Source organism: Pseudomonas sp. URIL14HWK12:I6, from assembly GCF_000514195.1.
Classification (GTDB): Bacteria; Pseudomonadota; Gammaproteobacteria; order Pseudomonadales; family Pseudomonadaceae; genus Aquipseudomonas; species Aquipseudomonas putida_A.
The window spans coordinates 118,065-143,187 of record NZ_AZVL01000004.1 but is presented as its reverse complement, the minus strand read 5'-3'; the positions used below and the strand labels follow the sequence as shown (position 1 = coordinate 143,187).

The 25,123-nt window shown below is 60.9% G+C and carries 18 protein-coding genes and 4 tRNA genes; 4 read left to right on the top strand and 18 right to left on the bottom strand.

Annotation, left to right across the window (positions count from 1 at the left end; genetic code table 11):
• Window positions 1-55: 55 nt before the first annotated feature.
• From H043_RS0108775 to leuC, 7 genes are all read right to left on the bottom strand, one after another.
• Window positions 56-2,692, bottom strand: a complete 2,637-nt coding sequence (locus H043_RS0108775) for a FimV/HubP family polar landmark protein (protein ID WP_027611532.1) — start codon at window positions 2,690-2,692, stop codon at window positions 56-58.
• Between the two features lie 209 nt (window positions 2,693-2,901).
• Window positions 2,902-3,912 (bottom strand): aspartate-semialdehyde dehydrogenase, encoded by a 1,011-nt coding sequence (locus H043_RS0108770; RefSeq protein ID WP_027611531.1) that lies wholly within the window; start codon window positions 3,910-3,912, stop codon window positions 2,902-2,904.
• 247 nt (window positions 3,913-4,159) lie between these two features.
• Window positions 4,160-5,272 carry an aspartate-semialdehyde dehydrogenase gene (asd, locus tag H043_RS0108765; RefSeq protein WP_003226428.1) on the bottom strand — a complete coding sequence of 371 codons (1,113 nt, stop codon included), beginning with the start codon at window positions 5,270-5,272 and terminating at the stop codon, window positions 4,160-4,162.
• Window positions 5,273-5,338: 66 nt separating this feature from the next.
• Complete coding sequence (gene leuB, locus H043_RS0108760) at window positions 5,339-6,421, bottom strand: 3-isopropylmalate dehydrogenase (RefSeq protein WP_027611530.1); 1,083 nt, start codon at window positions 6,419-6,421, stop codon at window positions 5,339-5,341.
• 54 nt (window positions 6,422-6,475) lie between these two features.
• Window positions 6,476-7,243 carry a class I SAM-dependent methyltransferase gene (locus tag H043_RS0108755; protein WP_027611529.1) on the bottom strand — a complete coding sequence of 256 codons (768 nt, stop codon included), beginning with the start codon at window positions 7,241-7,243 and terminating at the stop codon, window positions 6,476-6,478.
• Window positions 7,244-7,379: 136 nt separating this feature from the next.
• A complete protein-coding gene (leuD, locus tag H043_RS0108750) occupies window positions 7,380-8,024 on the bottom strand; it encodes a 3-isopropylmalate dehydratase small subunit (protein ID WP_007969234.1) in 645 nt (214 codons plus the stop codon).
• Window positions 8,025-8,037: 13 nt separating this feature from the next.
• Entirely contained in the window at window positions 8,038-9,456 is a 1,419-nt protein-coding gene (leuC, locus tag H043_RS0108745) for a 3-isopropylmalate dehydratase large subunit (protein WP_027611528.1), read from the bottom strand.
• A 141-nt stretch (window positions 9,457-9,597) separates the two neighbouring features.
• Between leuC and H043_RS0108740 the strand changes: the two genes are divergently transcribed.
• A complete protein-coding gene (locus H043_RS0108740) occupies window positions 9,598-10,488 on the top strand; it encodes a LysR family transcriptional regulator (RefSeq protein WP_007969232.1) in 891 nt (296 codons plus the stop codon).
• Between the two features lie 68 nt (window positions 10,489-10,556).
• Window positions 10,557-13,835 carry a PAS domain S-box protein gene (locus H043_RS0108735; protein ID WP_027611527.1) on the top strand — a complete coding sequence of 1,093 codons (3,279 nt, stop codon included), beginning with the start codon at window positions 10,557-10,559 and terminating at the stop codon, window positions 13,833-13,835.
• A gap of 47 nt (window positions 13,836-13,882) precedes the next feature.
• Here the strand turns inward: H043_RS0108735 and H043_RS0108730 are convergent, their stop codons facing one another.
• From H043_RS0108730 to gltX, 10 genes are all read right to left on the bottom strand, one after another.
• The gene (locus H043_RS0108730) at window positions 13,883-14,326 is read right to left on the bottom strand and encodes an Hsp20 family protein (RefSeq protein WP_007969230.1); all 444 of its coding nucleotides are present in this window, start codon (window positions 14,324-14,326) and stop codon (window positions 13,883-13,885) included.
• A gap of 121 nt (window positions 14,327-14,447) precedes the next feature.
• Window positions 14,448-15,407, bottom strand: coding sequence for a tRNA-dihydrouridine synthase (locus H043_RS0108725; RefSeq protein ID WP_027611526.1), 960 nt, complete (start codon window positions 15,405-15,407; stop codon window positions 14,448-14,450).
• Window positions 15,408-15,637: 230 nt separating this feature from the next.
• On the bottom strand, window positions 15,638-16,087 hold the full coding sequence (locus H043_RS0108720; RefSeq protein WP_027611525.1) for a thioesterase family protein: 450 nt from the start codon (window positions 16,085-16,087) through the stop codon (window positions 15,638-15,640).
• Window positions 16,088-16,133: 46 nt separating this feature from the next.
• Complete coding sequence (locus tag H043_RS0108715) at window positions 16,134-16,967, bottom strand: alpha/beta fold hydrolase (protein ID WP_027611524.1); 834 nt, start codon at window positions 16,965-16,967, stop codon at window positions 16,134-16,136.
• Window positions 16,968-16,997: 30 nt separating this feature from the next.
• Window positions 16,998-17,537 carry a TetR/AcrR family transcriptional regulator gene (locus H043_RS0108710; RefSeq protein ID WP_007969225.1) on the bottom strand — a complete coding sequence of 180 codons (540 nt, stop codon included), beginning with the start codon at window positions 17,535-17,537 and terminating at the stop codon, window positions 16,998-17,000.
• Window positions 17,538-17,718: 181 nt separating this feature from the next.
• Window positions 17,719-17,794, bottom strand: a tRNA-Glu gene (locus H043_RS0108705).
• A gap of 81 nt (window positions 17,795-17,875) precedes the next feature.
• Window positions 17,876-17,951: transfer RNA gene (locus tag H043_RS0108700), tRNA-Ala, on the bottom strand.
• A 53-nt stretch (window positions 17,952-18,004) separates the two neighbouring features.
• Window positions 18,005-18,080 (bottom strand) — tRNA-Glu (locus H043_RS0108695).
• Between the two features lie 79 nt (window positions 18,081-18,159).
• Window positions 18,160-18,235, bottom strand: a tRNA-Ala gene (locus H043_RS0108690).
• A gap of 203 nt (window positions 18,236-18,438) precedes the next feature.
• Complete coding sequence (gene gltX, locus H043_RS0108685; protein ID WP_003226448.1) at window positions 18,439-19,920, bottom strand: glutamate--tRNA ligase; 1,482 nt, start codon at window positions 19,918-19,920, stop codon at window positions 18,439-18,441.
• Window positions 19,921-20,149: 229 nt separating this feature from the next.
• On the opposite strand from gltX, the gene H043_RS0108680 reads away from it, so the two are divergent.
• A complete protein-coding gene (locus H043_RS0108680) occupies window positions 20,150-21,199 on the top strand; it encodes an HlyD family secretion protein (protein ID WP_027611523.1) in 1,050 nt (349 codons plus the stop codon).
• A gap of 49 nt (window positions 21,200-21,248) precedes the next feature.
• On the top strand, window positions 21,249-22,739 hold the full coding sequence (locus H043_RS0108675) for an MDR family MFS transporter (RefSeq protein WP_177325616.1): 1,491 nt from the start codon (window positions 21,249-21,251) through the stop codon (window positions 22,737-22,739).
• Between the two features lie 114 nt (window positions 22,740-22,853).
• On the opposite strand, the gene uvrB is transcribed toward H043_RS0108675, so the two are convergent.
• Complete coding sequence (uvrB, locus tag H043_RS0108670; protein WP_007969222.1) at window positions 22,854-24,869, bottom strand: excinuclease ABC subunit UvrB; 2,016 nt, start codon at window positions 24,867-24,869, stop codon at window positions 22,854-22,856.
• Between the last annotated feature and the right edge of the window lie 254 nt (window positions 24,870-25,123).

The window sequence follows — 25,123 nt, the reverse complement described above, 5'->3', positions numbered from 1 at the left end:
CAGCCCAAACAAAAACGGCAGCCTCAATGGGCTGCCGTTTTTATTTACCGCTGGCTCATGCCAGGTGCGAAAGCATTTCCTTGGCTTCGCCCCGCTGCTTCTCGTCACCCTCGGTCAACACTTCGTTGAGGATGTCGCGTGCGCCGTCGCTGTCGCCCATATCGATGTAGGCCTGGGCCAGATCGAGTTTGGTCGCGGCTTCGTCGGTGCCGGCGAGGAAGTCGAAATCGTCCTCGCCCAGATCATCGCCCATGGCCGCATCGGCTTCGGTGAAGGTCGGCTCGGCGATGCTCTGCGACAGGCGATCCAGCTCGGCGTTGACGTCATTCAGTTCCGCTGCGAATGCGTCAGGCTCGGCCGCCGGGTTGCTGTCCATTTCATCAGCCAGCGACAGATCGAAATCCGCCGGCAGCTCCAGATCGTCCTGTGGCACTTCGTTGGCGACCACAGGCTCGGCCGGCGACAGATCTTTCACGCCTTCGTCCAGATCCAGCAGGAAGTCATCCTCCGCCAGATCCGCCGCCGGGGCTGGCGCAGGCTCGGCACCCAGATCCAGATCGAGGTCGAAGTCCGACAGGTCGTCGAGGTTCTCTTTGATCTCGGTCTGCTGTTGCAGCACCGATTCAAAGCTCAGATCGTCGTCGGCCGGGAACTCGTCCAGCTCCACCGGCGCGTCAGGCTCAACAACAGGTGCAGGCTCAACCGGAGTGATGTTGTCGAGATCGTCCAGGCTCAGGTCGAACGCGCTATCGAGATCGTCTGCCGCAGGCTCAGGTGCAGGCGCCTCCGGCTCGTCGAGCAGCAGCTCCTTGACGTATTGCGCATCGAGTTCGGCGGCGGCTGCCGCTGCAGCCAGACCCGCGACAGCGACGACCGCCATGGCCGGGAAGCGTTTTTTCAGCTCTTCGACCTTGGCGAAGTTATCACCGTTGGCCACCAACTGACGCTCCTGACCCACGAACGCATCGCGATCACCCTGCTGACCGTAGACTTCCATCAGCTTCAGACGCAGATCACTGCGTTGCGGCTCGAGGCTGACGCCCTCTTCCAGCAACGCTGCGGCCTGATTCAGGCGACCGGCATTGATGTGCGACTGAGCCTTGTCCAGCACGTCATCGGAACGCTCGGCGGACGGTGCGACCAATGGCGCGGCAATCGGCTCAGCCATCACCACCGGAGCCACTACCGCAGCAGGCGCTGGCGCAGGTGCCGGGGTGTTGAGCTTGACGCTGGCAGCAGGTGTTTCCAGGCCTTCGAAGCTGCTTTCCGGCAGATCCTGCTCGGCAGAGAACTCTTGTTCTTCCGCCAGGGCGCGGGCCATGCGCAGGTGTTTCTCGGCTTCCTGCTGGGCTTTGCGGCGACGGGCCAGCAGCAACAGCAGAAGCAGCAACACCACCGCACCGCCACCGATCAGACCCAGCAGGATCGGATTGGTCAGCAGTTCGTTGAAGGTTTTATCTTCGTCAACAACCGGTTTCGGCGCGACCACCGGTGTTTCGGCAGGCGTCTCGACCGGTGGCGCAATCGCCGACTCTGGCGTTGGCGCAGCTTCTGCCGGGGTGGCTGGCGGGGTTGCGGCCAGTTCGGCGGTGATCGCCGGTACGGCAGCGGTCGCGGCTGGCGCAGTGCCCGGGCCTTCGGCCTGCATCTTCGCCAGTTGATTGTTTTTCAGCTCGATCAGGCGTTGCAGCTTGTCCAGCTGACTCTGCAGATCGGCCATGCGGCTTTTCAGTTCCTCGTTGTCACGACGGGTCGTGTCGAGGCTTTCCTGAGTCACCGCCAGTTTGTTGCTCAAGGCCTTGGCATCGCCGGCCGGGCCTTTGCCACGCCCTTTGGCGTTTTCGGCAGAGACCAGACTCAGGTTGTCCTTGGCATTCTGGCCGGCGCCGACATTGCTGCGACCACGCTTGGTGGCATCGAGCTGCTGCTGACCGGTGCCAGGCTTGGCCACATAACGACGGCCCTGACGCCAGGCTTCGTTCTGCGCGGCGACTTCGGCAATCGCTTTGGACTGTGGCAGCGCGGTGCTTTCCACCGAATCCGGCAGACGCAGCACCTGACCGGTTTTCAGCCGGTTGATGTTGCCGTCGATGAACGCGTCCGGGTTCAGCGCCTGAATCGCCAGCATGGTCTGCTGCACGGAGCCGCCGGTGCGCGCCTTCGCGGCGATTTCCCACAGGGTGTCGCGCGGCGTGGTGGTGTATTGCGTCGGGTGCGTGGCGCCGGTGGTCGGTGCGGTGATGGTCTGCGACGGTGCCGGTTGCGCGGCGGCGTCAGCGGTCTGTGGCGAGAATTTCGACGGATCCAGCAGCACACTGTAATCGCGCAGCAGACGGCCATTCGGCCACATCACCTGCACGAGGAATTTCACCATCGGTTCCGACAGCGGCTTGCTCGAAGTCACGCGCAGCACGCTTTTGCCGCTGGCGTTGAGCACCGGGGTGAACGTCAGGTCGTTGAGGAAGGCCTGGCGATCGACGCCGGCCTTGGCGAAATCTTCGGGTGAAGCCAGGCTCGGCACCACCTCGGCAGCGGTGAGATCCTTGACGTCGAGCAGCTCGATCTCGGCCACCAGCGGCTGGTTCAGGGTCGACTTCAGGGTCAGCTCCCCGAGCCCGAGGGCATGCGCCATACCGGAGGACAGCGCCGAGGCGGCCGCTATTGCTAACACCAGTTTGCGAACTTGAACCATAGCCTCATCCTTTGTTTGAACGTTCCTCGGCCAGCGAGAAGATGTTGATTGCCGCTGCCGTAAGGCATTGCGCGCGACGACGACAGACTGCCGCGCGCGATCATTTCTTTGATGCCCCGGAAAGTCCCGGAGGGTGACACGTTATCAAGTGCTCCGGGCAAGCATAGCGCTCACCTAGAATCAGTCGACAAATTGTTGCCAAGTATCTTTTACAGCAGGTCTTTTATCAACAATTCAGCGACCTGCACAGCATTCAGGGCCGCGCCTTTGCGTACGTTATCTGACGTCAGCCACAGATTAAGTTCCGCCGGGTCGTCGACACCGCTGCGCACCCGACCGACATAGACAACGTCCTGCCCCACCGCGTCACCCACCGCAGTCGGATAATCGCCGGCCTCAACCAGCTCGATGCCGGGCGCATCCTCAAGCGCAGCGTTGACCTTTGCCAGGTCGACCGCGCTCGCTGACTGCAAGGTCACGCTATAGCTATCGCCAAAAAACACCGGGGCTTGAACGCAAGTGGCGGAAATCTTTAATAAAGGCTGCTTTAGCACCTGACGCAACTCGCGCACCAGACGTTTTTCCAGCAGCGTGTGGCCTTGAGCGTCGGGCGTGCCGACCTGGGCCAACAGGTTGAAGGCCATCTGCCGATCAAAGAAAGTCGGCTCCAGCGGACGCATGTTCAGCAACTCAGCGGTCTGCCGCGCCAGCTCGGTCACAGCTTCGCGACCTTGGGCGGACACGGCCAGATTGGCGGTGACGTTGACGTATTGCAGTTCGAGCAAATCGAGCAGCGGCGCCAGCACCACGGCCAGCGTCGTCGCCGAAGGGCTTGGGCTGCTGACCTGGAACGGTGCTTTCAGACCGGCGATCACCTCAGCGTTGGCCTCCGGCACCACTTGCGGCGCCTGCTCGGCCGGCAACGCGCCGGACAGGTCGATCAGCGAGCAACCGGCCGCGTGGGCACGCGCCGCGTAACTCAGGGAAACGGCAGCGCCAGCGGCGAAGAACACCAGTTTGACCTTGCTGAAATCGAACTCGTCGACTTCACGCACGCGCACGTTCTTGTTGCGAAACAGCACCGAACTGCCGGCGGATTCGCTGCTGGCCAGCAAGTGCAAGTTGCCGACCGGAAAGTCGCGCTCTTCGAGAATCTGAACGAGGGTTTCGCCGACAGTACCGGTGGCGCCGACGACGGCAATATCAAGGGTCTGGGTCATGGTTCTACCTCTGGCGAAACGGGGGGAGCGGCACTTTACCGGGTGAGTGAGATGCAGGCAATTTCTGCGGGACTTGCAGTGTCCGTTCTGACCTCTTCGCGAGCAAGCCCGCTCCCACAGGGGGAACGCAGTTCAAGGGTGGGAGCGGGCTTGCTCGCGAAGGCGTCAGACCAGACAACGCGAAACCTGAGGCATAAAAAAACCCGCACCTCTCACAAGGCACGGGTTCTTTCATTGCATCAAGCGATCAACGCTCAAGCAGGATCCGCAGCATGCGACGCAGCGGTTCGGCCGCGCCCCACAGCAGTTGGTCGCCGACGGTGAAGGCACCGACGAATTGCGAGCCCATGTTCAGCTTGCGCAGACGACCCACCGGTACGTTCAGGGTGCCGGTGACCTTGGTCGGGCTCAGCTCCTGCATGCTGATGTCGCGGTTGTTCGGCACAAGTTTGACCCAAGGGTTGTGCTGGCTGATCAGCCCTTCGATATCAGCGATCGGCACGTCTTTGTTCAGCTTGATGGTCAGCGCCTGGCTGTGGCAACGCATGGCGCCGATGCGCACGCAGATACCGTCGACCGGGATCGGGCTCTTGAAGCGGCCGAGGATCTTGTTGGTCTCGGCCTGGGCCTTCCACTCTTCACGGCTCTGGCCGTTCGGCAGTTCCTTGTCGATCCACGGGATCAGGCTGCCGGCCAGCGGTACGCCGAAGTTTTCGGTCGGGTACGCGTCGCTGCGCATGGCTTCGGCCACGCGACGGTCGATGTCGAGGATCGCGCTGGCCGGATCGGCCAGTTGATCGGCCACCGCAGCGTGGGTCGCGCCCATCTGCTTGATCAGTTCACGCATGTTCTGCGCGCCGGCACCGGAGGCCGCCTGATAAGTCATGGCGCTCATCCACTCGACCAGACCGGCCTCGAACAGACCGCCCAGGCCCATCAGCATCAGGCTGACGGTGCAGTTGCCGCCGATGTAGTTCTTGGTGCCCGCGTCCAGTTGCTGGTCGATGACCTTGCGGTTGACCGGGTCGAGAATGATGACGGCGTCATCGTTCATCCGCAGGCTGGAAGCCGCGTCGATCCAGTAACCCTGCCAGCCGGCTTCGCGCAGCTTCGGGAACACTTCGCTGGTGTAGTCGCCGCCCTGGCAGGTCAGGATCACGTCGAGGGTTTTCAGCTCTTCAATGCTGTAAGCGTCCTTGAGCGGAGCAATATCCTTGCCCACGGACGGGCCTTGGCCACCGACATTGGAAGTGGTGAAAAACACCGGCTCGATAAGATCGAAATCCTGCTCTTCCAGCATCCGCTGCATGAGCACGGAACCGACCATGCCGCGCCAACCGATCAGACCTACACGTTTCATCGCAACTACACCTTCTTGAAAAGTGGGCCGCTGCTTTGTATTGAATTTCGCAGCGGGCCCGAGAGATTACAGATTCCGCAGCGCGGCGACTACTGCGTCACCCATTTCCTGCGTTCCGACTTTAGTGCAACCGGCCGAATAGATGTCACCGGTGCGCAAGCCTTGATCCAGTACCACGCTAACCGCTTTCTCGATGGCATCAGCCGCGTCGTGCAGATTGAAGCTGTAACGCAGCATCATCGACACCGACAGAATCGTTGCCAACGGGTTGGCAATGCCCTTGCCGGCGATGTCCGGGGCCGAACCGTGGCACGGCTCGTACATGCCCTTGTTGTTCGAATCCAGCGAAGCCGACGGCAGCATGCCGATCGATCCGGTAAGCATCGAGGCTTCGTCCGACAGAATGTCGCCGAACATGTTGTCGGTGACGATCACGTCGAACTGCTTCGGTGCGCGCACCAGTTGCATGGCGGCGTTGTCGACGTACATGTGGCTCAGTTCGACTTCAGGGTAATCCTTGGCGACCTGCTCGACCACTTCACGCCACAGTTGGCTGGACGCCAGCACGTTGGCCTTGTCCACCGAGCACAGCTTTTTGCCGCGAACCATGGCCATGTCGAAACCGACGCGGGCGATACGGCGGATTTCGCTTTCGCTGTACGGCAGGGTGTCGTAAGACTGACGCTCGCCGTTTTCCAAGGTGCGGGTGCCGCGTGGCGCGCCGAAGTAGATGCCGCCGGTCAGCTCACGGACGATCAGGATGTCCAGCCCGGCAACGATTTCCGGCTTCAGGCTCGATGCATCAGCCAGTTGCGGGTAGAGGATCGCCGGACGCAGGTTGCCGAACAGGCCCAGTTGCGCACGAATCTTCAGCAGACCGCGCTCAGGGCGGATATCACGCTCGATGGTGTCCCATTTCGGGCCGCCCACTGCGCCCAGCAGCACGGCGTCGGCAGCACGGGCACGCTCGAGGGTTTCGTCGGCCAACGGCACGCCATGCTTGTCGATGGCCGCGCCACCGATCACGTCATGGCTCAGCTCGAAGCCCAGGCTGTACTTGTCGTTGGCCAGCTCCAGCACCTTGACCGCTTCGGCCATGATTTCCGGACCAATACCGTCACCTGGGAGAATCAGAATCTGCTTGCTCATGCTTTCCTCGTGTCTTCAATCGGTGCGCCACTCAGGGCGCGCCCGGAAAAATTCTTAGCGCTCAGCCATCAGTACGATTACATCTGTACTGAACGAGCCGTCGGCATCAATCTCAAAATATTCTCGTACTTCGTTGCCCATCGACTGCTGCAACTGGCGGATCGCCGCGCGCATCACCTCGGGCGTGCGCATGCGCTCGACCCAACTGCTGTATTCCAGACGCAGGCGCTGACGCGTGGTGCTGCGAGTGTGCAGCCCGGCCTCGCTGACCTGCCGCAGCCACTCGCCGGCAGAATAATCGCGCACGTGGCTGGTGTCGCGCAGCACTTCGACGCTTTGCAGGTAAGTGTCGAACAACGGACTGCCCGGTGACAACACGTCGATGAACGCTGCCACACCGCCCGGTTTCAGCACCCGACGCACTTCACGCAGGGCCACCCCGAGGTCGCTCCAATGGTGCGCCGAATAACGACTGAACACGTAATCGAATTCGCCATCGGCAAACGGCAGGCGCTCGGCGGCGCCGTTGACCGTGGAGATATTGGCAAAACCGCGATCCACAGCCGCAGCGGCCACCACATCGAGCATTTGCTGCGACAGGTCGTAGGCCACCACTTCCTTGACCAGTGGCGCCACATGAAAACTCACATGACCGGCACCGCAACCCAGGTCCAGCAGCCGGGCTTCGCCCTGCCCGGCCAGTTCAGCCTGTAGCAGCGCGAACTCGGTGCCTTGAGCGTGAACAGCGCTGCTCAGGTAGGCGGCGGCCTGTTCACCGAATTGCTTTTGTACAATCTGACTGTGCTGGGCGGTGCTGGTCATGGTCACATCCTACATTTGTGTTGTTTGAGCGGCCGTCTTCGCGAGCAGGCTCGCTCCCACAGGGGAATGCATTTCAAGTGTGGGAGCGAGCCTGCTCGCGAAGAGGCCGGCCCTGACTACATCAATCTCGAATCAATCACGCGTCGCGGAACAACCACGGCTGGCTCACACGATGCTTGGCCTCGAACGCGGCAATCGCATCACCGTCCTGCAAGGTCAGGCCGATATCGTCCAGCCCATTCAACAAGCAATGCTTGCGGAACGCGTCGATCTCGAAGCGGTACACCTTGCCGTTCGGACTGGTCACGGTCTGCTCGTGCAGATCGATCTGCAATTGATAGCCCGGCTCGGCCTCGACCTGCTTGAACAACTCATCGACTTCAGCGTCGCTCAGGATGATCGGCAGCAAGCCGTTCTTGAAGCTGTTGTTGAAGAAGATATCGGCGTAGCTCGGCGCGATGATGCTGCGGAAACCGTATTCTTCCAGCGCCCACGGCGCGTGTTCACGGCTGGAGCCGCAACCGAAGTTCTCGCGGGCCAGCAACACACTGGCGCCTTGATAACGCTCGGCGTTGAGCACGAACTCCTTGTTCAACGGACGCTTGGAGTTGTCCTGATACGGCTGACCGACATCCAGGTAACGCCACTCGTCGAACAGGTTCGGGCCGAAACCGGTGCGTTTGATCGACTTCAAAAACTGCTTGGGAATGATCTGGTCGGTGTCGACGTTGGCACGATCCAGAGGCGCGACAAGACCAGTGTGCTGGGTAAAAGCTTTCATGCTGCGCTCTCCTTCAGATCAATTCACGAACGTCGATGAAACGACCGTTCACCGCCGCCGCAGCGGCCATGGCCGGGCTCACGAGGTGGGTACGACCACCGGCACCCTGACGGCCTTCGAAGTTACGGTTGGAGGTCGAGGCGCAATGCTCGCCGGACTCCAAACGGTCCGGGTTCATCGCCAGGCACATCGAGCAACCCGGCTCACGCCATTCGAAACCGGCTTCGAGGAAGATCTTGTCGAGACCTTCGGCTTCCGCCTGGGCTTTCACCAGACCCGAGCCCGGCACCACGATGGCCTGCTTGATCGTCGAAGCGACCTTGCGGCCCTTGGCGATCACGGCCGCAGCGCGCAAGTCTTCGATGCGCGAGTTGGTGCAGGAGCCGATGAACACGCGATCGAGTTGAATGTCGGTGATCGCCTGATTGGCGGTCAAACCCATGTATTTCAAGGCGCGGACGATCGAGTCGCGCTTGACCAGATCCATCTCCTTGGCCGGATCCGGCACGTTCTGATCAACGGCCAGCACCATTTCCGGCGAAGTGCCCCAGCTGACTTGCGGTTTGATCTGCGCAGCGTCGAGTTCAACCACGGTGTCGAACTTGGCATCGGCATCGGAGACCAGATCCTTCCAGGCTTCAACTGCCTGATCCCACTGCGCGCCGGTCGGTGCGAACGGACGGCCCTTGACGTATTCGACAGTCTTTTCGTCCGCAGCCACCAGGCCCACACGGGCGCCGGCTTCGATGGACATGTTGCAGATGGTCATGCGGCCTTCGACGGACAGGTCGCGGATCGCGCTGCCGGCGAATTCGATGGCATGGCCGTTACCGCCGGCGGTGCCGATCTTGCCGATCACCGCGAGGACGATGTCCTTGGCGGTCACGCCGAATGGCAACTGACCTTCGACGCGCACCAGCATGTTCTTCATTTTCTTCGCGACCAGGCACTGGGTGGCGAGCACGTGCTCGACCTCGGAAGTGCCGATCCCGTGCGCCAAGGCACCGAACGCGCCGTGGGTCGAGGTGTGCGAGTCGCCGCAGACTACGGTCATGCCCGGCAAGGTTGCGCCCTGCTCCGGGCTGATCACGTGGACGATGCCTTGGCGGATGTCGTTCATCTTGAACTCGACAATGCCGTACTCATCACAGTTGTCATCGAGGGTCTGCACCTGCAAACGCGAGACCTGGTCGGCAATCGCGGCGATGCCGCCCTTGCGCTCCGGTGTGGTCGGTACGTTGTGGTCCGGGGTCGCGATGTTGGCATCGATTCGCCAAGGCTTGCGCCCGGCCAGACGCAGGCCTTCGAAGGCTTGCGGCGAGGTCACTTCGTGGATGATGTGACGATCGATATAGATCAGCGCCGAGCCATCGTCGCGCTGTTTGACCAAATGCGAATCCCAGAGCTTGTCGTAGAGCGTTTTGCCGGCCATCAGACGGTTCCTCATCAGCTTGTTTCTATGCCCTGGGCTTATCAATAACCCTTTGGCTTGTGAGGCCGATCCTATGGGGTTAGATTAAATAACTCAAATTCATATTTTTTATGCTTTGGATAACCAACTGGAATACGATTCATGGATCTGGCCAACCTCAACGCTTTTATCGCGATTGCCGAGACCGGCAGCTTCTCCGGCGCCGGTGAACGCCTGCACCTGACGCAACCGGCGATCAGCAAACGCATCGCCGGACTGGAGCAACAATTGAAGGTGCGGCTGTTCGACCGACTCGGTCGTGAAGTCGGCCTGACCGAGGCCGGCCGCGCCCTGTTGCCCCGGGCTTATCAGATTCTCAACGTGCTGGACGACACCCGCCGTGCCCTGACCAACCTGACCGGCGAAGTCAGCGGTCGGCTGACCCTGGCCACCAGTCACCACATCGGCCTGCACCGCTTGCCGCCCCTGTTAAGGGAATTCACCCGCCGCTACCCACAGGTGGCGCTGGATATTCAGTTCCTTGATTCGGAAGTGGCTTACGAAGAGATTCTCCATGGCCGTGCGGAACTGGCGGTGATCACCCTGGCGCCAGAGCCGCACACACTGGTCAAAGCCACGCCGGTGTGGGACGACCCGCTGGATTTCGTGGTGGCGCCGGAGCATTCGCTGATCAGCAATGGCGCAGTGAGCCTGGCGGACATTGCCGGTCATCCGGCGGTTTTTCCCGGAGGCAACACCTTTACTCATCACATTGTCCAACGCTTGTTCGAAGCCCAAGGGCTGACGCCGAACATCGCCATGAGCACCAACTACCTGGAAACCATCAAGATGATGGTCTCCATTGGTCTGGCCTGGAGTGTTCTGCCCCGCACCATGCTTGATGAACAAGTGGCGCGCATACCTTTGCCGGGCATACAGCTCAGTCGCCAGCTAGGCTATATCGTGCACACCGAACGGACGCTGTCGAATGCGGCAAGGGCTTTCATGGCCTTGCTGGATGCGCAAATCGATCTGCCAGGGACTCCCGGCTAACTTGTGCTACTCCTATAGAGCCGCTGTCCCTGTGCCTAACGCCACCATCAGCTCAAGGCCCGTTAACAATGCCGAAATCTGTTGACCGAATTCCGCCGATGCCGCGTATTCAGGCCATTGATCCGCGACGTTCCGAGCAGAGCTGGGAGAGTGCGCCGCAATTGCTCGCCGCGCTCAACGGCGCCCGGCTCGGCGCCTGGTATTGGGACATCGAGCGCGGGCAGATCAGCTGGTCACGGGGCACTCAGGCGCTGTTCGGCTTCGATCCACGTCAACCGTTGCCCCAGGACCTGGAATATCTCGACCTGCTGCCGCCCGAAGACCGGGCGAAAACCGTGCGCGCCTTCCACGCGGTGATTGCCGGCGCCCCGCTGGAACAGGCGATGCACCACCGCATCCGCTGGCCCGACGGCAGCCTGCATTGGCTGGAAATCAGCGGCAGCCTGCTGCCGGACAAAAACGGCCGGCCCCGAATGATCGGGGTGATTCGCGAAATCACCCACCAGCGCCAGCGCGAACAGGCTCTGAGCAGCTCGGAGAAACGTTTCGCCACACTTTTTCACCTGTGCCCGAACATGGTGCTGCTGACGCGCCAGGAAGACGGCCTGATCAGCGAGGCCAACCAGTATTTCGAAAGCCTGTTCGGCTGGCCGGTGCAGAGCGCCATTGGCCGCACCACACTGGAACTGGGCCTGTGGGTACACCCCGAACAACGCGCAGAACTGGTGAAAAAGACCAAGGCCAAAGGCGAATTGATCAGCATGGAAGTGCAGTTCCGCGCCAGCAACGGGCAGATTCATGACGGCATTCTCAGCGCGCAGAAGGTCGAGCTCGAAGGCCAGCCGTATCTGCTCAGCACGTTTCTCGACACCACCGAACGCAAAGCCGCCGAACACGCCTTGAAAGACAGTCAGGAACGCCTCGATCTGGCGCTGGACTCGGCGCAACTCGGCACTTGGGACTGGCACATTCCCAGCGGCATGCTCTACGGCTCGGCGCGGGCGGCTCAATTGCACGGGCTGGAGCCGATCCCGTTTCACGAATCGTTCGAGGAGTTCTTCGAAGGCGTTCCCGGCGAAGAACGCGACAGCATGCGCGACGCCTACCGCAGCCTGCGCGAAGGCCCGGCCGGCAACTATCAACTGACCTATCGCGTGCAACTGGCGGATGGCAGCTCACGCTATCTGGAAAGCCGCGCCCGCCTCTACCGCGACGAAAACGGCGCGCCGCTGCGCATGGCCGGGACCTTGCTGGACATCACCGATCAGGTCGAGCGCGAGCAACGTCTGGTCGCCTCCGAAGAGAAATTTGCCACGCTGTTCCAGGTCAGTCCCGACCCGATCTGCGTCACCCGCCAGGACAGCGGCGAGTTCATCGAGATCAACAACAGCTTCACCCAGACCTTCGGCTGGAGCGCCGCCGACGTGATCGGGCGCACCGCCGAGGACATCGGCCTGTGGGACGCCTCGGCGAAAAGCCTGCAACGCATCGAGCGGGTGATCCGCGAACAGGGCCTGAGCAATGTCGCAATCATCGTCCAGCACAAGGACGGCCAGTCGCTGACGTGCGTGATTTCCAGCCGGCAGATCAGCGTCGGCAATCAGCCCTGCATCGTCACCACCCTGCGCGACATCACCCAACAGCAGCGCTCCGAGGCCGCGCTCAAGGCCAGCGAAGAGAAATTCGCCAAGGCGTTTCACTCCAGCCCCGACGCGATCACCATCACCGAACGTGACACCGGGCGCTATCTGGAGGTCAACGACGGTTTCTGCCGCCTCACCGGCTATCGGGCCGAAGAAGTGGTGGGCAAAACCGTGTACCAGATCGGCATCTGGGCCGAAGAAAAACAACGCTCGGCGCTGCTTGCCGAACTGCAGATCAAGGGCCGCGTGCACCATCAGGAGATGCTCGGGCGCAACAAGCGCGGTGAGTTGCTGACCGTTGAAGTGTCGATCGAACCGATCACCCTCAACGAAACCGCGTGCCTGCTGCTGACCGCCCGGGATGTCAGCCTGCTGAAAAACGCCGAAGCGCAGATCCGCCATCTGGCCTATCACGATCCGCTGACCAATCTGCCCAACCGCGCCTTGCTGATGGATCGCCTGAGCCAGCAGATCGCCCTGCTCAAGCGCCACAACCTGCGCGGTGCGCTGCTGTTCCTCGACCTCGATCACTTCAAGCACATCAACGACTCGCTGGGTCATCCGGTCGGCGATACGGTGCTGAAAATCATCACCGCGCGGCTTGAAGCCAGCGTGCGCATGGAGGACACGGTGGCGCGTCTCGGCGGCGATGAATTCGTGGTGCTGCTCAGTGGCCTCGAAGGCACGCGCAACGAGGTCAGTGCACAAGTGCGGGAACTGGCCGACACCATTCGCGAACTGCTCTCGGAGCCGATGTTCCTCGACGGCCAGCGCCTGCAAGTGACACCGAGCATCGGCGTGGCACTGATTCCCGATCACGGCTCGACCCCGACCGACCTGCTCAAACGCGCAGACATTGCGCTGTACCGAGCCAAGGATTCCGGGCGCAACACCACGCAGATGTACCACAACACCATGCAGAAGGCGGCCAGCGAACGGCTGCGCATGGAGACTGACTTACGTCTGGCGTTGTCGCGCGGTGAATTCAACGTGAACTACCAGCCGCAGGTCGATGCGCGGGACAACCGCATCATTGGCGCCGAGGCGCTGGTGCGCTGGAATCACCCGGAACTCGGCGCGCAATCGCCCACTGAATTCATCAAGGTGCTGGAAGACAGCGGGCTGATTCTGGAGGTCGGTACCTGGATCCTCGATGAGGCCTGTGAGGCGTTCAAACAATTGATCGCGCTGAAACTGGTCGACCCGCTCAACTTCAGCCTGTGCGTAAACATCAGCCCACGGCAGTTCCGCCAGAACGACTTCGTCGAACGCATCGAACACAGCATGAGCAGCCACGGCCTGCCCTGCTCGCTGCTGAAACTGGAGATCACCGAAGGCATCGTCATCCAGAACCTGGAAGACACCATCAGCAAGATGCGTCGCCTGAAAAAACTCGGTGTGAGTTTCGCCATGGACGATTTCGGCACCGGCTATTCATCGCTGACCTACCTCAAGCGCCTGCCGGTGGACACCCTGAAAATCGACCAGTCATTCATCCGCGACGCAACCACCGACCCCAACGACGCCGAGATCATCCGCGCCATCGTCGCCATGGCCCGCAGCCTGGAACTGGAGGTGATTGCCGAAGGCGTGGAGACGCCGGAGCAACTGGCGTTCCTGCAGGGGCTGGGCTGTCATTTATATCAGGGCTATCTGCACAGTCGGCCGGTGGCGTTGGAGGCGTTGAAAAAGATGCTCGAATGACGAGCACAAAAAAGGGCGCCAGTGGCGCCCTTCTTTTTTGCTCGGCCTTATTGCAGAACCGGCTTCTGCGCTCCGTTGATCGGGATGCGCTTGGCTTTCGCTTCTTCCGGGATCACCCGCAACAGGTCGATGCTCAACAGACCGTTGCTCAGATCGGCGGCCTTGATCTCGATGTGATCAGCCAGGCGGAAGGACAGCTTGAAAGCCCGCTGGGCAATGCCTTGATGCAGGAAGGTCACGCCTTCGTTGGCATCACGCTTGCCGCCACTGATGGTCAGCACACCCTTCTCGACTTGCAGCTCCAGGTCTTCTTCCTGGAAACCGGCTGCCGCTACGACGATGCGGTATTGATCGTCACCGTGTTTTTCCACGTTGTAGGGTGGGTAGGTGCTGCCTGGCTCGTTGCGCAGCGCGGTTTCGAACAGGTCGTTGAAACGGTCGAAACCCACCGAGGAACGGAACAGTGGTGCCAGGGAAAATGCAGTACTCATGGTTCAAATCTCCTGAAAACAATCAGCAAGGTTTTTTGACTCCGCGACCCGAATTCGGCATCGCGTAACCCTTAGATAGGGACCGCCAAAATGATTTCAAGAGAGTATTTGCAGATTTTTTTCAGGCTGCGGCGGCGACCGGCAAACCCAGCAAACGCGAGACTTGATCCGGTTCTGTCTCGCGACGCAGCACGGTAAACAGCTCGGTGGCCTCGGGATAATTGCGCGTCAGCATCGCCAGCCATTGCTTCAAGCGACCCGGCGATTGCCGTGCGGTCATCTGCGCCTTGGCTTGCAGCCAGAAGTCCTGAATCAGCGGCAGCAGCTCGGCCCAGCTCATCTCGACCACTTCTTCACCGGCGCGCGCGGCAGCGATCTGCCGGGCCAGATCCGGGCGCGATACCAGACCGCGTCCGAGCATGATGTCTTCGACGCCGCTGATCTCGCGGCAACGACGCCAGTCCTCGACGCTCCAGATATCACCGTTGGCGAACACCGGCACCTTGACCACGTCCTGCACCCGCGGAATCCACTCCCAATGCGCTGGCGGCTTGTAGCCATCAACCTTGGTTCGGGCGTGAACCACAATGTGTTCGGCGCCGCCCTCGGCCAGCGCGGTGGCGCAGACCAGCGAGCCGTCAGGGCTGTCGAAACCGAGGCGCATTTTCGCGGTGACCGGGATGTGCGCCGGCACGGCGCGACGCACGTGTTCGACGATGCTGTTGAGCAGCTCCGGCTCCTTAAGCAGCACCGCCCCACCCCGGGATTTGTTGACGGTCTTGGCCGGGCAGCCGAAGTTCAGGTCGATCACTTCCGAGCCGAGCTCGCAGGCCAACGCCGCGTTTTCCGCCAGGCACACCGGATCGGAGCCCAACAATTGCACGCGCAACGGCACACCGGAACGGGTGCGGGCGCCGTTCAGCAGCTCCGGGCCGAACTTGTGGAAGTAGGCCGGGGTGAGCAACTGATCGTTGATCCGAATGAACTCGGTCACGCACCAGTCGATGCCGCCAACGCGGGTCAGCACGTCGCGCAGGATGTCGTCGACCAACCCCTCCATGGGCGCCAGGGCAATTTGCATGGGGAAAACACACTCAGGAAGAAAAAACGTGCGGCAGTTTACTGGATATCGCAAGAAACCGCAGATCCCTTGCAGGAGTGAGCCTGCTCCCACAGGTATTGGGGTCTGCCGCAGGTTTTGTGGTTTATCGCGGGATCATTGTGGGAGCGGGCTTGCTCGCGAAAGCGGTGGATCAGTCAAACGAATGCTGACTGACACGACGCCTTCGCGAGCAAGCCCGCTCCCACAGGTCAGGTTTTCGCTACCCCTGAAGTCTGGATTGCCGGGCCGTAACCCTCGATGAACTCCGCCGGCATGCGCTTGGGTTTGCCGCTGGACAGCTCGATGCAGACGAAAGTGGTCTGAGCGCGCAGCAGCGTGGCGTTATCGCTGGGGCGGATCAGCTGGAAGTGCCGGGTCATTTTCAGGCGCTGATCCCAATCGACGATCCAGGTCGCCAGTTGCAGTTCGTCGCCTTCGTAGGCGGCTGCCAGATAATCGATTTCGTGACGCACCACGGCCATCGCCCGATCCAGGCGCCGGTACTCGACCAGATCCAGTCCCAGACGCTGCGAGTGACGCCAGGCGCAGCGTTCGAGCCAGGTCACGTACACCGCGTTGTTCGCGTGGCCCAGCCCGTCGATGTCCTCGGCGCCTACTTGCAGATCAATGGTGAACGGCGTTGCCCGATCCCAGCCCATGCCCCACTCCCGGTCAGATGATTCAACCGGGGCAGTGTAACGGATGTCAGGCCGATTGCCGCGCTTGAAGGCTGCGCCCCGCCAACAGTGATAACACACCATCAACCACTCGAGGGTCGGCCAGCACCCGCTGGTGGCCGCCGCTTTCCAGGCGCAGCAGGCGACTGTCGAACCAGGATTCGTGGATCAATTGTGATTCCTTGACCGAGACAAAGGTGTCGTCATCGGCATGCACGATCAGGCCCGGCATATCCAGTTGATAGTGCGCGACATCGAGGGTCGCGGCGCGCATGCCGACGTCCTGCTCGACCTGGCGGATGAACGCCGATCGGGCCCGCGGTGGCATGCCGACATAGCGGGCAAAACCGCGCAGCACGCCGAGAATCCGCGCGGGGGCTGCGATGCTGACCAGGGTTTCGGTGCGCAGGCCCAGTTGCACCGCGAGCATGGCACTGGCGCCGCCCATGGAGTGGCCGATGACGGCTTGAAGAGGAGGCAATTCGGCGGCCGCTTCGAGCATGGCGCGGGCGAACAGTACGACGTTGGCTTCACGCCCCGGCGAACGACCATGGGCCGGGCCATCGAGGGCAACGACGGTGTAACCGGCCTCAACCAGCGCCGTGATCAACGCCGCAAACTGGGTGGGCCGCCCTTCCCAACCGTGCATCAACAGCACCGCCGGCCCCTGCCCCCAACGCAGCGCCGACAGGCCGAAGCGCAGCGTGATGCGTTCGGCACTCGCCAGCAGCGGCAGCTCCCAATCACGCAGCGGCAACGTGCGCGGCGTCATGAACGCCTGACGCATTTTGCTTGCTACTCGTTGCGGTGCAATCCAGCCCAAGGTGCCATTAACGCCACGAACCCACTTCAACGTGTTCATCGCTTTCTCCTCAGGCGTGTTGCCTTCAGGTCAACGCACCGCCGACTTGGCAGCGCGCAGCAATCGATCGGATAAATCGCCCGGGCCCAGCGCGCGTGCCAGCGCCAGACCACCCACCATCAACGCCACATCGGCCAATGCTTTGTCGGTGTCCTCGGGGCTGGACGCCAACTGCGCAATCATCAGTTCCAGGTGTTCGTTCAGTGCGATGCGGAAGGATTCCGGCAGACGCCCCAGTTCGCCAATGGAAGCCGGGATCGGGCACGCGGCATCGCTGGAATCCCGATGCTTGCGTGACAGATAGAACGCAGCGACCAGGGCACGACGCTCTTCGCCAGTCAGCTCGGAATCCATGTCGGCAATCAGGTCGCGTCGACGGCTGAGCAGTTGCTTGAACGCCTCGAGCATCATCGCGTCCTTGCTTTCGAAGTGCGCGTAGAAACCACCGACGGTCAGGCCGGCGGCGCCCATCACTTCGCCCACGCTGGGATCCGCCGGGCCACGCTGCATCAGTGCGGCGCTGGCAGCTTTGAGGATGCGTTCGCGGGTTTGAGCTTTTTTATCGTTCATCGTTGCCTCCGAATATTACGACTAGAATATTATTCGCATAATAATATTCCGCAAGTCGAGGATATGACCGCTGGTCTGAAGCACAGTGTAAGGAAAAAGGAGAGTTGGCCAAACGCCAGACAAACAAAAGGGCCATTCAATAATTGAATGACCCTTATAAATCCCGCAGAGCGGGTAATCGTGGCGTCCCCTAGGGGACTCGAACCCCTGTTACCGCCGTGAAAGGGCGGTGTCCTAGGCCACTAGACGAAGGGGACACAAACCCTTCTATACAGCTGATCAGTGCTGAGATCTGATCTGATTCAAGGTCGGTGTGGCCAAACCTTGAACTGTAAAATTGGTGGAGCTAAGCGGGATCGAACCGCTGACCTCCTGCATGCCATGCAGGCGCTCTCCCAGCTGAGCTATAGCCCCGGATTTTTCGCCTCGCGGCGGAGCGACATCTTGCAACATCGCTTCTGTAAAACTGGCGTCCCCTAGGGGACTCGAACCCCTGTTACCGCCGTGAAAGGGCGGTGTCCTAGGCCACTAGACGAAGGGGACGCAAACCCTTCTATACAACTGACCAACGCTGAGTGTTGATCGCTTCGGAGCCGGTGTGGCCAGGCTTCGAAGTGTAAATTGGTGGAGCTAGACGGGATCGAACCGTCGACCTCTTGCATGCCATGCAAGCGCTCTCCCAGCTGAGCTATAGCCCCTCATCGTTGATGTCATCGCTGAGGACGGGGCGAATCTTAAGGGCGTATCGAAAGCCTGTCAAACTTATTTTTGAAAAATTTCAAAGTTTTTTGTCGGCATAACAATCACTTACCGCCCTCCCCCAGAAAATCCGGGGGAAAAACGCCGAAGGCCGGAATCAAACGATCCCGGCCTTCGGTGGTAACCGCAGAGTCAGACGTGCTTAAGCAATCGCGCCCAGCAGCTTTTCCCACTCTTTGTTTTCTTTCTTCGACACGCCACCCAGCAGGTCAATCGCCTGGCGCAGACGGAAACGAGTCAGATCCGGTCCGAGGATTTCCATCGCATCGAGCACCGATACCGAACTGGCCTGCCCGGTAATCGCGGCAAACATCAGCGGCATCGCATCGCGCAGCTTCAGCTCGAGGGATTCGACCACCGCCTGAATCGTCGCGGTGATGCTGTCCTTCTCCCACTGACGCAGGCTTTCCAGCTTCCACAGTATCAACTGCATCAGCTGACGCACCTGATCACCGGAAAGCTTTTTCGATTCGAACAGCTTGGCATCCGGGTTCACGCCACCGGCAAAGAAGAAGCCGCCCAGCGGTGCAACCTGGCTGAAGGTTTCCACGCGCCCCTGAACCAGCGGTGCGATCTTCATCATGTACTCGGAATTGAACGCCCACTTCTGCACGCGTGCGGCGAACTCTTCCACCGGCAGGTCACGCAGCCACTGGCCGTTGAGCCACGACAGTTTCTCGATGTCGAAGATCGGCCCGCCGAGGGACACACGCTTGAGGTCGAAGTTGTCGACCATTTCCTGCAGCGAGAACTTCTCGCGCTCGTCGGGCATCGACCAGCCCATGCGACCGAGGTAGTTGAGCATCGCCTCCGGCATGAAGCCCATACGCTCGTAGAAGGTCACCGAGGTCGGGTTCTTGCGCTTGGACAGCTTGCTCTTGTCCGGGTTACGCAGCAGCGGCATGTAGCACAGCTCCGGTTGTTCCCAGCCGAAATATTCGTAAAGCAAAATCAGTTTCGGCGCCGATGGCAGCCACTCTTCGCCGCGCAGCACGTGGGTGATGCCCATCAGGTGGTCGTCGACCACGTTGGCGAGGAAGTACGTCGGCAAGCCGTCGGTCTTCATCAGCACTTGCATGTCCATGCGATCCCACGGGATCTCGACATCGCCACGCAGCATGTCCGGCACCACGCAGACGCCTTCGGTCGGCACTTTCATGCGGATCACGTGCGGTTCGCCGGCGGCCAGACGGGCCGCGACTTCTTCCTTCGACAGCAGCAGCGCGCGGCCGTCGTAACGCGGGGTTTCGCCGCGCGCCATTTGTTCGGCGCGCATCTGGTCCAGTTCTTCTGCGGTGCAGAAGCATGGGAACGCATGGCCCATGTCGACCAGTTGCTGGCAATACTTCTGATAGATATCGCCACGCTCGCTCTGCCGGTACGGGCCGTGCGGGCCGCCAACGTCCGGGCCTTCGCTCCAGTCGATCCCCAGCCAGCGCAGGGCGTCGAAGATCTGCTGTTCGGACTCGCGGGTCGAACGCAACTGGTCGGTGTCTTCGATGCGCAGGATGAACTCACCGCCATGCTGCTTGGCAAAGCAGTAGTTGAACAATGCGATGTAAGCGGTACCTACGTGGGGGTCCCCGGTAGGCGATGGCGCGATGCGAGTGCGGACGGTGGTCATGGCATGTCTCGAAAAGAATGAAAAGCAAAACAATCAAGCGGCGAATGGTAACAGGCGACACCCGCCCCGCTCCAGCGGGCAGGGCATTTAAGCCAAGTTTGCGTCTGTAACGCCCATAGACCGTGGTGACGGCCCGAATATCAGCCATTGGCATTTACCGTTTATCGGCGGTATGCCAGATTCAGCCGCAGATAACTTTCCTTACAATTCCTCGACTACAGTTTGCCTCATGCCTGCCCAACTCAAGCGTCGCCTGTTTATTTTCCTGCTCCTGGTGCTGTTGATTGCCGGGGGCTTCTTCGCCCATTGGTTTTTCAAGGGGCGCTTTTATGAAAGCACCGATAACGCCTATGTCCAGGGCGAGATCACCCGCGTCTCCAGCCAGTTGAGCGCGCGCATCGACGAAGTGCTGGTGCAGGACAACCAGCACGTGGAAAAAGGCCAGTTGCTGGTGCGCCTCGAACCCAATGATTTCCGCCTCGCCGTGGATCGCGCCAATGCCGCCCTCGCCACCCGCGAAGCCGAGCGTTTGCAGGCACAGAGCAAATTGACGCAGCAATCGAGCCTGATCGCCGCCAGCGACGCGCAAGTGGCGACCACCCAAGCCACCCTTGGCCGTTCGCAGATGGATTTGTCGCGAGCCGAAACCTTGCGCAAACCCGGTTACGTTTCCGAAGAACGGGTGACCACCCTCTCTGCTGACGCGCACATTGCCCGCTCGCAAGTGGCCAAGGCCCAGGCCGATGCGCAGAGCCAGCGCCAGCAAGTCAATGCACTGACGGCCGAGATCAAACGCCTCGACGCACAGATTGCCAACGCCCGCGCCGATCTGGCGCAAGCCGAGCTCAACCTGACCCGCAGCGAAATCCACGCGCCGATCAGCGGCATGGTCGGCCAGCGCGCCGCACGCAATGGCCAGGTGGTGCAGGCCGGCGCCTATCTGCTGTCGATCGTCCCGGACGAAGACATCTGGGTACAGGCCAACTTCAAGGAAACCCAGATCGGCCACATGCAGCCCGGACAGAAAGCCGAGCTGACCTTCGATGCCTACAGCGATACGCCGATCGAAGCGCGGGTCGACAGCCTGTTCGCCGCCTCCGGTGCGCAGTTCAGCCTGTTGCCGCCGGACAACGCCACCGGCAACTTCACCAAAGTCGTGCAAAGGATTCCGGTAAAACTCACCTTCAAGGCCGACAACCCGCTGCACGGCAAGATCCGCCCGGGCATGTCGGTCACCGCCACCGTGAACATCAAAGACGCCCCAGACAATGGCCGGTGATTCGCTGATCCGCCCGGTCGGCGAACCGACCCGGCGGGACTGGATCGCGGTGATGAGCGTGATGCTCGGCGCCTTCATGGCGGTGCTCGACATCCAGATCACCAATTCTTCGCTCAAGGACATTCAGGGCGCGCTGTCGGCGACGCTGGAAGAAGGCTCGTGGATTTCCACCTCGTATCTGGTCGCGGAAATCATCATGATTCCGCTGACCGCGTGGCTGGTGCAGTTGCTCTCGGCGCGACGCCTGGCGGTGTGGGTGTCGCTGGGTTTTCTGATTTCGTCCTTGCTGTGTTCGATGGCCTGGAGCCTCGAAAGCATGATCGTCTTTCGCGCCATGCAGGGCTTCACCGGCGGCGCGCTGATCCCGCTGGCGTTCACCCTGACCCTGATCAAACTCCCCGAACACCACCGCGCCAAAGGCATGGCGATGTTCGCCATGACCGCGACCTTCGCCCCCTCCATCGGCCCAACCCTTGGCGGCTGGCTCACGGAAAACTGGGGCTGGGAATACATCTTCTACATCAACATTCCTCCGGGGCTGATCATGATCGCCGGGCTGATGTACGGGCTGGAGAAGAAGGAAGCGCACTGGGAACTGCTGAAAAGCACCGACTACACCGGAATTCTCACGCTGGGTGTCGGCCTCGGCTGCCTGCAAGTCTTTCTCGAAGAAGGCCACCGCAAGGACTGGCTGGAATCGAACCTGATCGTGACCCTGGGCAGCATTGCCCTGCTGAGCCTGATCACCTTCGTCATCGTGCAGATCTCCAAACCCAATCCGCTGATTAACCTCGGCATCCTGCGCAATCGCAACTTCGGTTTGTCGAGCATTTCCAGCCTCGGCATGGGCGTCGGTTTATACGGCTCGATCTATCTGCTGCCGCTGTACCTGGCGCAGATCCAGAATTACAACGCCCTGCAGATCGGCGAAGTGATCATGTGGATGGGCGTGCCGCAGCTGTTCCTGATTCCGCTGGTGCCGAAGCTGATGAAGTTCGTTTCGCCGAAGTGGCTGTGCACCCTGGGCTTCGGGTTGTTCGGGCTGGCGAGTTTTTCGTCGGGGGTGCTCAACCCGGATTTCGCCGGGCCGCAGTTCAATCAGATCCAGATCATCCGCGCGCTGGGTCAGCCGCTGATCATGGTCACCATTTCGCTGATCGCCACCGCGTACATCCTGCCGCAGGACGCGGGATCGGCATCGAGCCTGTTCAACATCCTGCGCAACCTCGGCGGCGCGATCGGCATCGCCCTGCTCGCCACGCTATTGGATGCACGCACCAAAACCTACTTCGATTATTTGCGTGAAGCCGTTGTGCCGACCAATCCGCAAGTGGCCGAGCGGTTGGCGTCGATGACAGACCGGTTTGGCAGTGACACGGCGGCGCTCGGCAAGTTGAGTGAGATCGTGCATCAGCAGGCGCTGATCATGGCCTACAACGACGCGTTTCACTTTGTCGGGATTGCGCTGGGGATCAGCATGCTGGCGATTTTGCTGACCAGAAAATTGCCGCAAGGGCTGAAGGCTGGGGAGTCTCATTAAGATCGCGTTGCCGCCATTCGCGAGCAGGCTCGCTCCCACAGGGGATTTGTGAACGACACAGATCCAATGTGGGAGCGAGCCTGCTCGCGAAGAGGCCCGGTCAGACGATGAAGATCAAACCGCCAAAAGCCGCTCACGCAGTTTGGCAATCTCATCGCGCATCTGCGCCGCCGCTTCGAACTCCAGATCCCGCGCCAACTGGTACATCTTCTCTTCCAATGCGCGAATACGTTTGGTGATTTCGCTCGGCGAGCGCAGTTCGGCTTCGTACTTGGCGTTTTCTTCGGCAGCCTTGGCCATGCCCTTGCGCTTCTTGCTGCGCGAGCCGGGCACGGTGGCGCCTTCCATGATGTCGGCGACGTCCTTGAACACACCCTTCGGGGTGATGCCGTTTTCCAGGTTGAAGGCGATCTGCTTGTCGCGACGACGCTCGGTCTCGCCAATCGCCCGTTCCATCGAGCCAGTGATGCGGTCGGCGTAGAGAATCGCCCGGCCATTTAGGTTCCGCGCGGCCCGGCCGATGGTCTGGATCAGCGAGCGCTCGGAACGCAAGAAGCCCTCCTTGTCCGCATCGAGAATCGCCACCAGCGACACTTCCGGCATGTCCAGACCTTCACGCAGCAGGTTGATCCCCACCAGCACATCGAAGGTGCCCAGACGCAGGTCGCGGATGATCTCGACCCGCTCGACGGTGTCGATGTCGGAGTGCAAGTAACGCACGCGCACGCCGTGGTCGGCGAGGTAATCGGTGAGGTCTTCGGCCATGCGTTTGGTCAGCGTGGTGACCAGCACCCGCTCCTCGACCGCCACGCGCTTGGTGATTTCCGAGAGCAAATCGTCGACCTGAGTCAGCGCCGGACGCACCTCGACTTGCGGGTCGACCAGACCGGTCGGACGCACCACTTGTTCGACCACGCGCCCGGCATGCTCGGCCTCGTAGTTGCCCGGCGTTGCCGAGACAAAAATCGTCTGCGGGCTGACCCCTTCCCACTCGTCAAAGCGCATGGGCCGGTTGTCCAGTGCCGACGGCAAGCGGAAGCCGTATTCCACCAGGGTTTCTTTACGCGAACGGTCACCCTTATACATCGCGCCGACTTGCGGCACGCTGACGTGAGACTCGTCGATCACCAGCAAGGCGTCGGCCGGCAGATAGTCATACAGCGTCGGCGGCGCAGCACCGGCCGGACGTCCGGACAGGTAGCGCGAGTAGTTTTCGATGCCGTTGCAGTAACCCAGTTCGAGGATCATTTCCAGGTCGAAACGGGTGCGCTGTTCGAGTCGCTGCGCCTCAACCAGTTTGTTGTTGCTGCGCAGGTATTCGAGGCGTTCCTGCAATTCGACTTTGATGTGTTCGATGGCGTCGAGCAGGGTCTCGCGCGGCGTCACGTAGTGACTCTTCGGGTAGAAGGTGAAGCGCGGCATCTTGCGGATGACTTCGCCGGTGAGCGGGTCGAACGCGGAGATGCTCTCGACCTCATCGTCGAACAGCTCGATGCGGATCGCTTCCAGATCGGACTCCGCCGGATAGATGTCAATCACGTCGCCGCGCACGCGGAAAGTCGCGCGGGCAAAATCCATGTCGTTGCGGGTGTACTGCAGGTCGGCCAGACGCCGCAGCAAAGCACGCTGATCGAGTTTGTCGCCGCGATCGACGTGCAGCACCATCTTCAGATAGGTTTCCGGGCTACCGAGACCGTAGATGCACGACACCGTGGTAACGATGATCGCGTCCTTGCGCTCGAGCAACGCCTTGGTCGCGGACAGACGCATCTGCTCAATGTGGTCGTTGATCGACGCGTCCTTCTCGATGAAGGTGTCGGACGACGGCACATAGGCTTCGGGCTGGTAGTAGTCGTAGTAGGAAACGAAATACTCGACCGCGTTGTTCGGGAAGAACGCCTTGAACTCGCCATACAATTGCGCGGCGAGGGTCTTGTTCGGCGCCAGCACCAGCGTCGGGCGTTGTACCTGCGAGATGACGTTGGCGATGCTGAAGGTCTTGCCCGAGCCGGTCACACCGAGCAGCGTCTGGTGCGCCAGCCCGGCTTCGATGCCCTCGACCAATTGGCGGATCGCTTCTGGCTGATCGCCGGCAGGCTCGAAGCGGGTGACTAGCTGGAATTCGGACATACACACCTCTGGGATCGCGGCTCGCGCAGAAAACAGCCGAGCCGCGGGGATGACCGCAAACGACCGTTGTCGCCCAAGGAAAAACGAAGATTGTGCTCAATGTGGAGCCGATTGCCTCGCCTTTCAAGGCAAACGTCCTACATCCGGTAAAGTCTCTGACAGAGTCAATCGACTAACGGTCAAGAAATAATCGGAAAAACTTGCCTGAAAAGCTGAATCGCCTGTCGCCATTGCTCAGTGATGGCCTCTATACT

Coding starts and splice junctions, on each gene's coding strand:
- H043_RS0108735 (WP_027611527.1), top strand. CDS start 10,557: ATGCCGAAATCTGTTGACCGAATTCCGCCGATGCCGCGTATTCAGGCC.
- H043_RS0108725 (WP_027611526.1), bottom strand. CDS start 15,407: ATGCAAATTGCCCTGGCGCCCATGGAGGGGTTGGTCGACGACATCCTG.
- H043_RS0108770 (WP_027611531.1), bottom strand. CDS start 3,912: ATGACCCAGACCCTTGATATTGCCGTCGTCGGCGCCACCGGTACTGTC.
- H043_RS0108680 (WP_027611523.1), top strand. CDS start 20,150: ATGCCTGCCCAACTCAAGCGTCGCCTGTTTATTTTCCTGCTCCTGGTG.
- asd (WP_003226428.1), bottom strand. CDS start 5,272: ATGAAACGTGTAGGTCTGATCGGTTGGCGCGGCATGGTCGGTTCCGTG.
- leuD (WP_007969234.1), bottom strand. CDS start 8,024: ATGAAAGCTTTTACCCAGCACACTGGTCTTGTCGCGCCTCTGGATCGT.
- H043_RS0108755 (WP_027611529.1), bottom strand. CDS start 7,243: ATGACCAGCACCGCCCAGCACAGTCAGATTGTACAAAAGCAATTCGGT.
- gltX (WP_003226448.1), bottom strand. CDS start 19,920: ATGACCACCGTCCGCACTCGCATCGCGCCATCGCCTACCGGGGACCCC.
- leuB (WP_027611530.1), bottom strand. CDS start 6,421: ATGAGCAAGCAGATTCTGATTCTCCCAGGTGACGGTATTGGTCCGGAA.
- H043_RS0108740 (WP_007969232.1), top strand. CDS start 9,598: ATGGATCTGGCCAACCTCAACGCTTTTATCGCGATTGCCGAGACCGGC.
- H043_RS0108710 (WP_007969225.1), bottom strand. CDS start 17,537: ATGAACGATAAAAAAGCTCAAACCCGCGAACGCATCCTCAAAGCTGCC.
- H043_RS0108775 (WP_027611532.1), bottom strand. CDS start 2,692: ATGGTTCAAGTTCGCAAACTGGTGTTAGCAATAGCGGCCGCCTCGGCG.
- leuC (WP_027611528.1), bottom strand. CDS start 9,456: ATGGCCGGCAAAACGCTCTACGACAAGCTCTGGGATTCGCATTTGGTC.
- uvrB (WP_007969222.1), bottom strand. CDS start 24,869: ATGTCCGAATTCCAGCTAGTCACCCGCTTCGAGCCTGCCGGCGATCAG.
- H043_RS0108730 (WP_007969230.1), bottom strand. CDS start 14,326: ATGAGTACTGCATTTTCCCTGGCACCACTGTTCCGTTCCTCGGTGGGT.
- H043_RS0108720 (WP_027611525.1), bottom strand. CDS start 16,087: ATGGGCTGGGATCGGGCAACGCCGTTCACCATTGATCTGCAAGTAGGC.
- H043_RS0108715 (WP_027611524.1), bottom strand. CDS start 16,967: ATGAACACGTTGAAGTGGGTTCGTGGCGTTAATGGCACCTTGGGCTGG.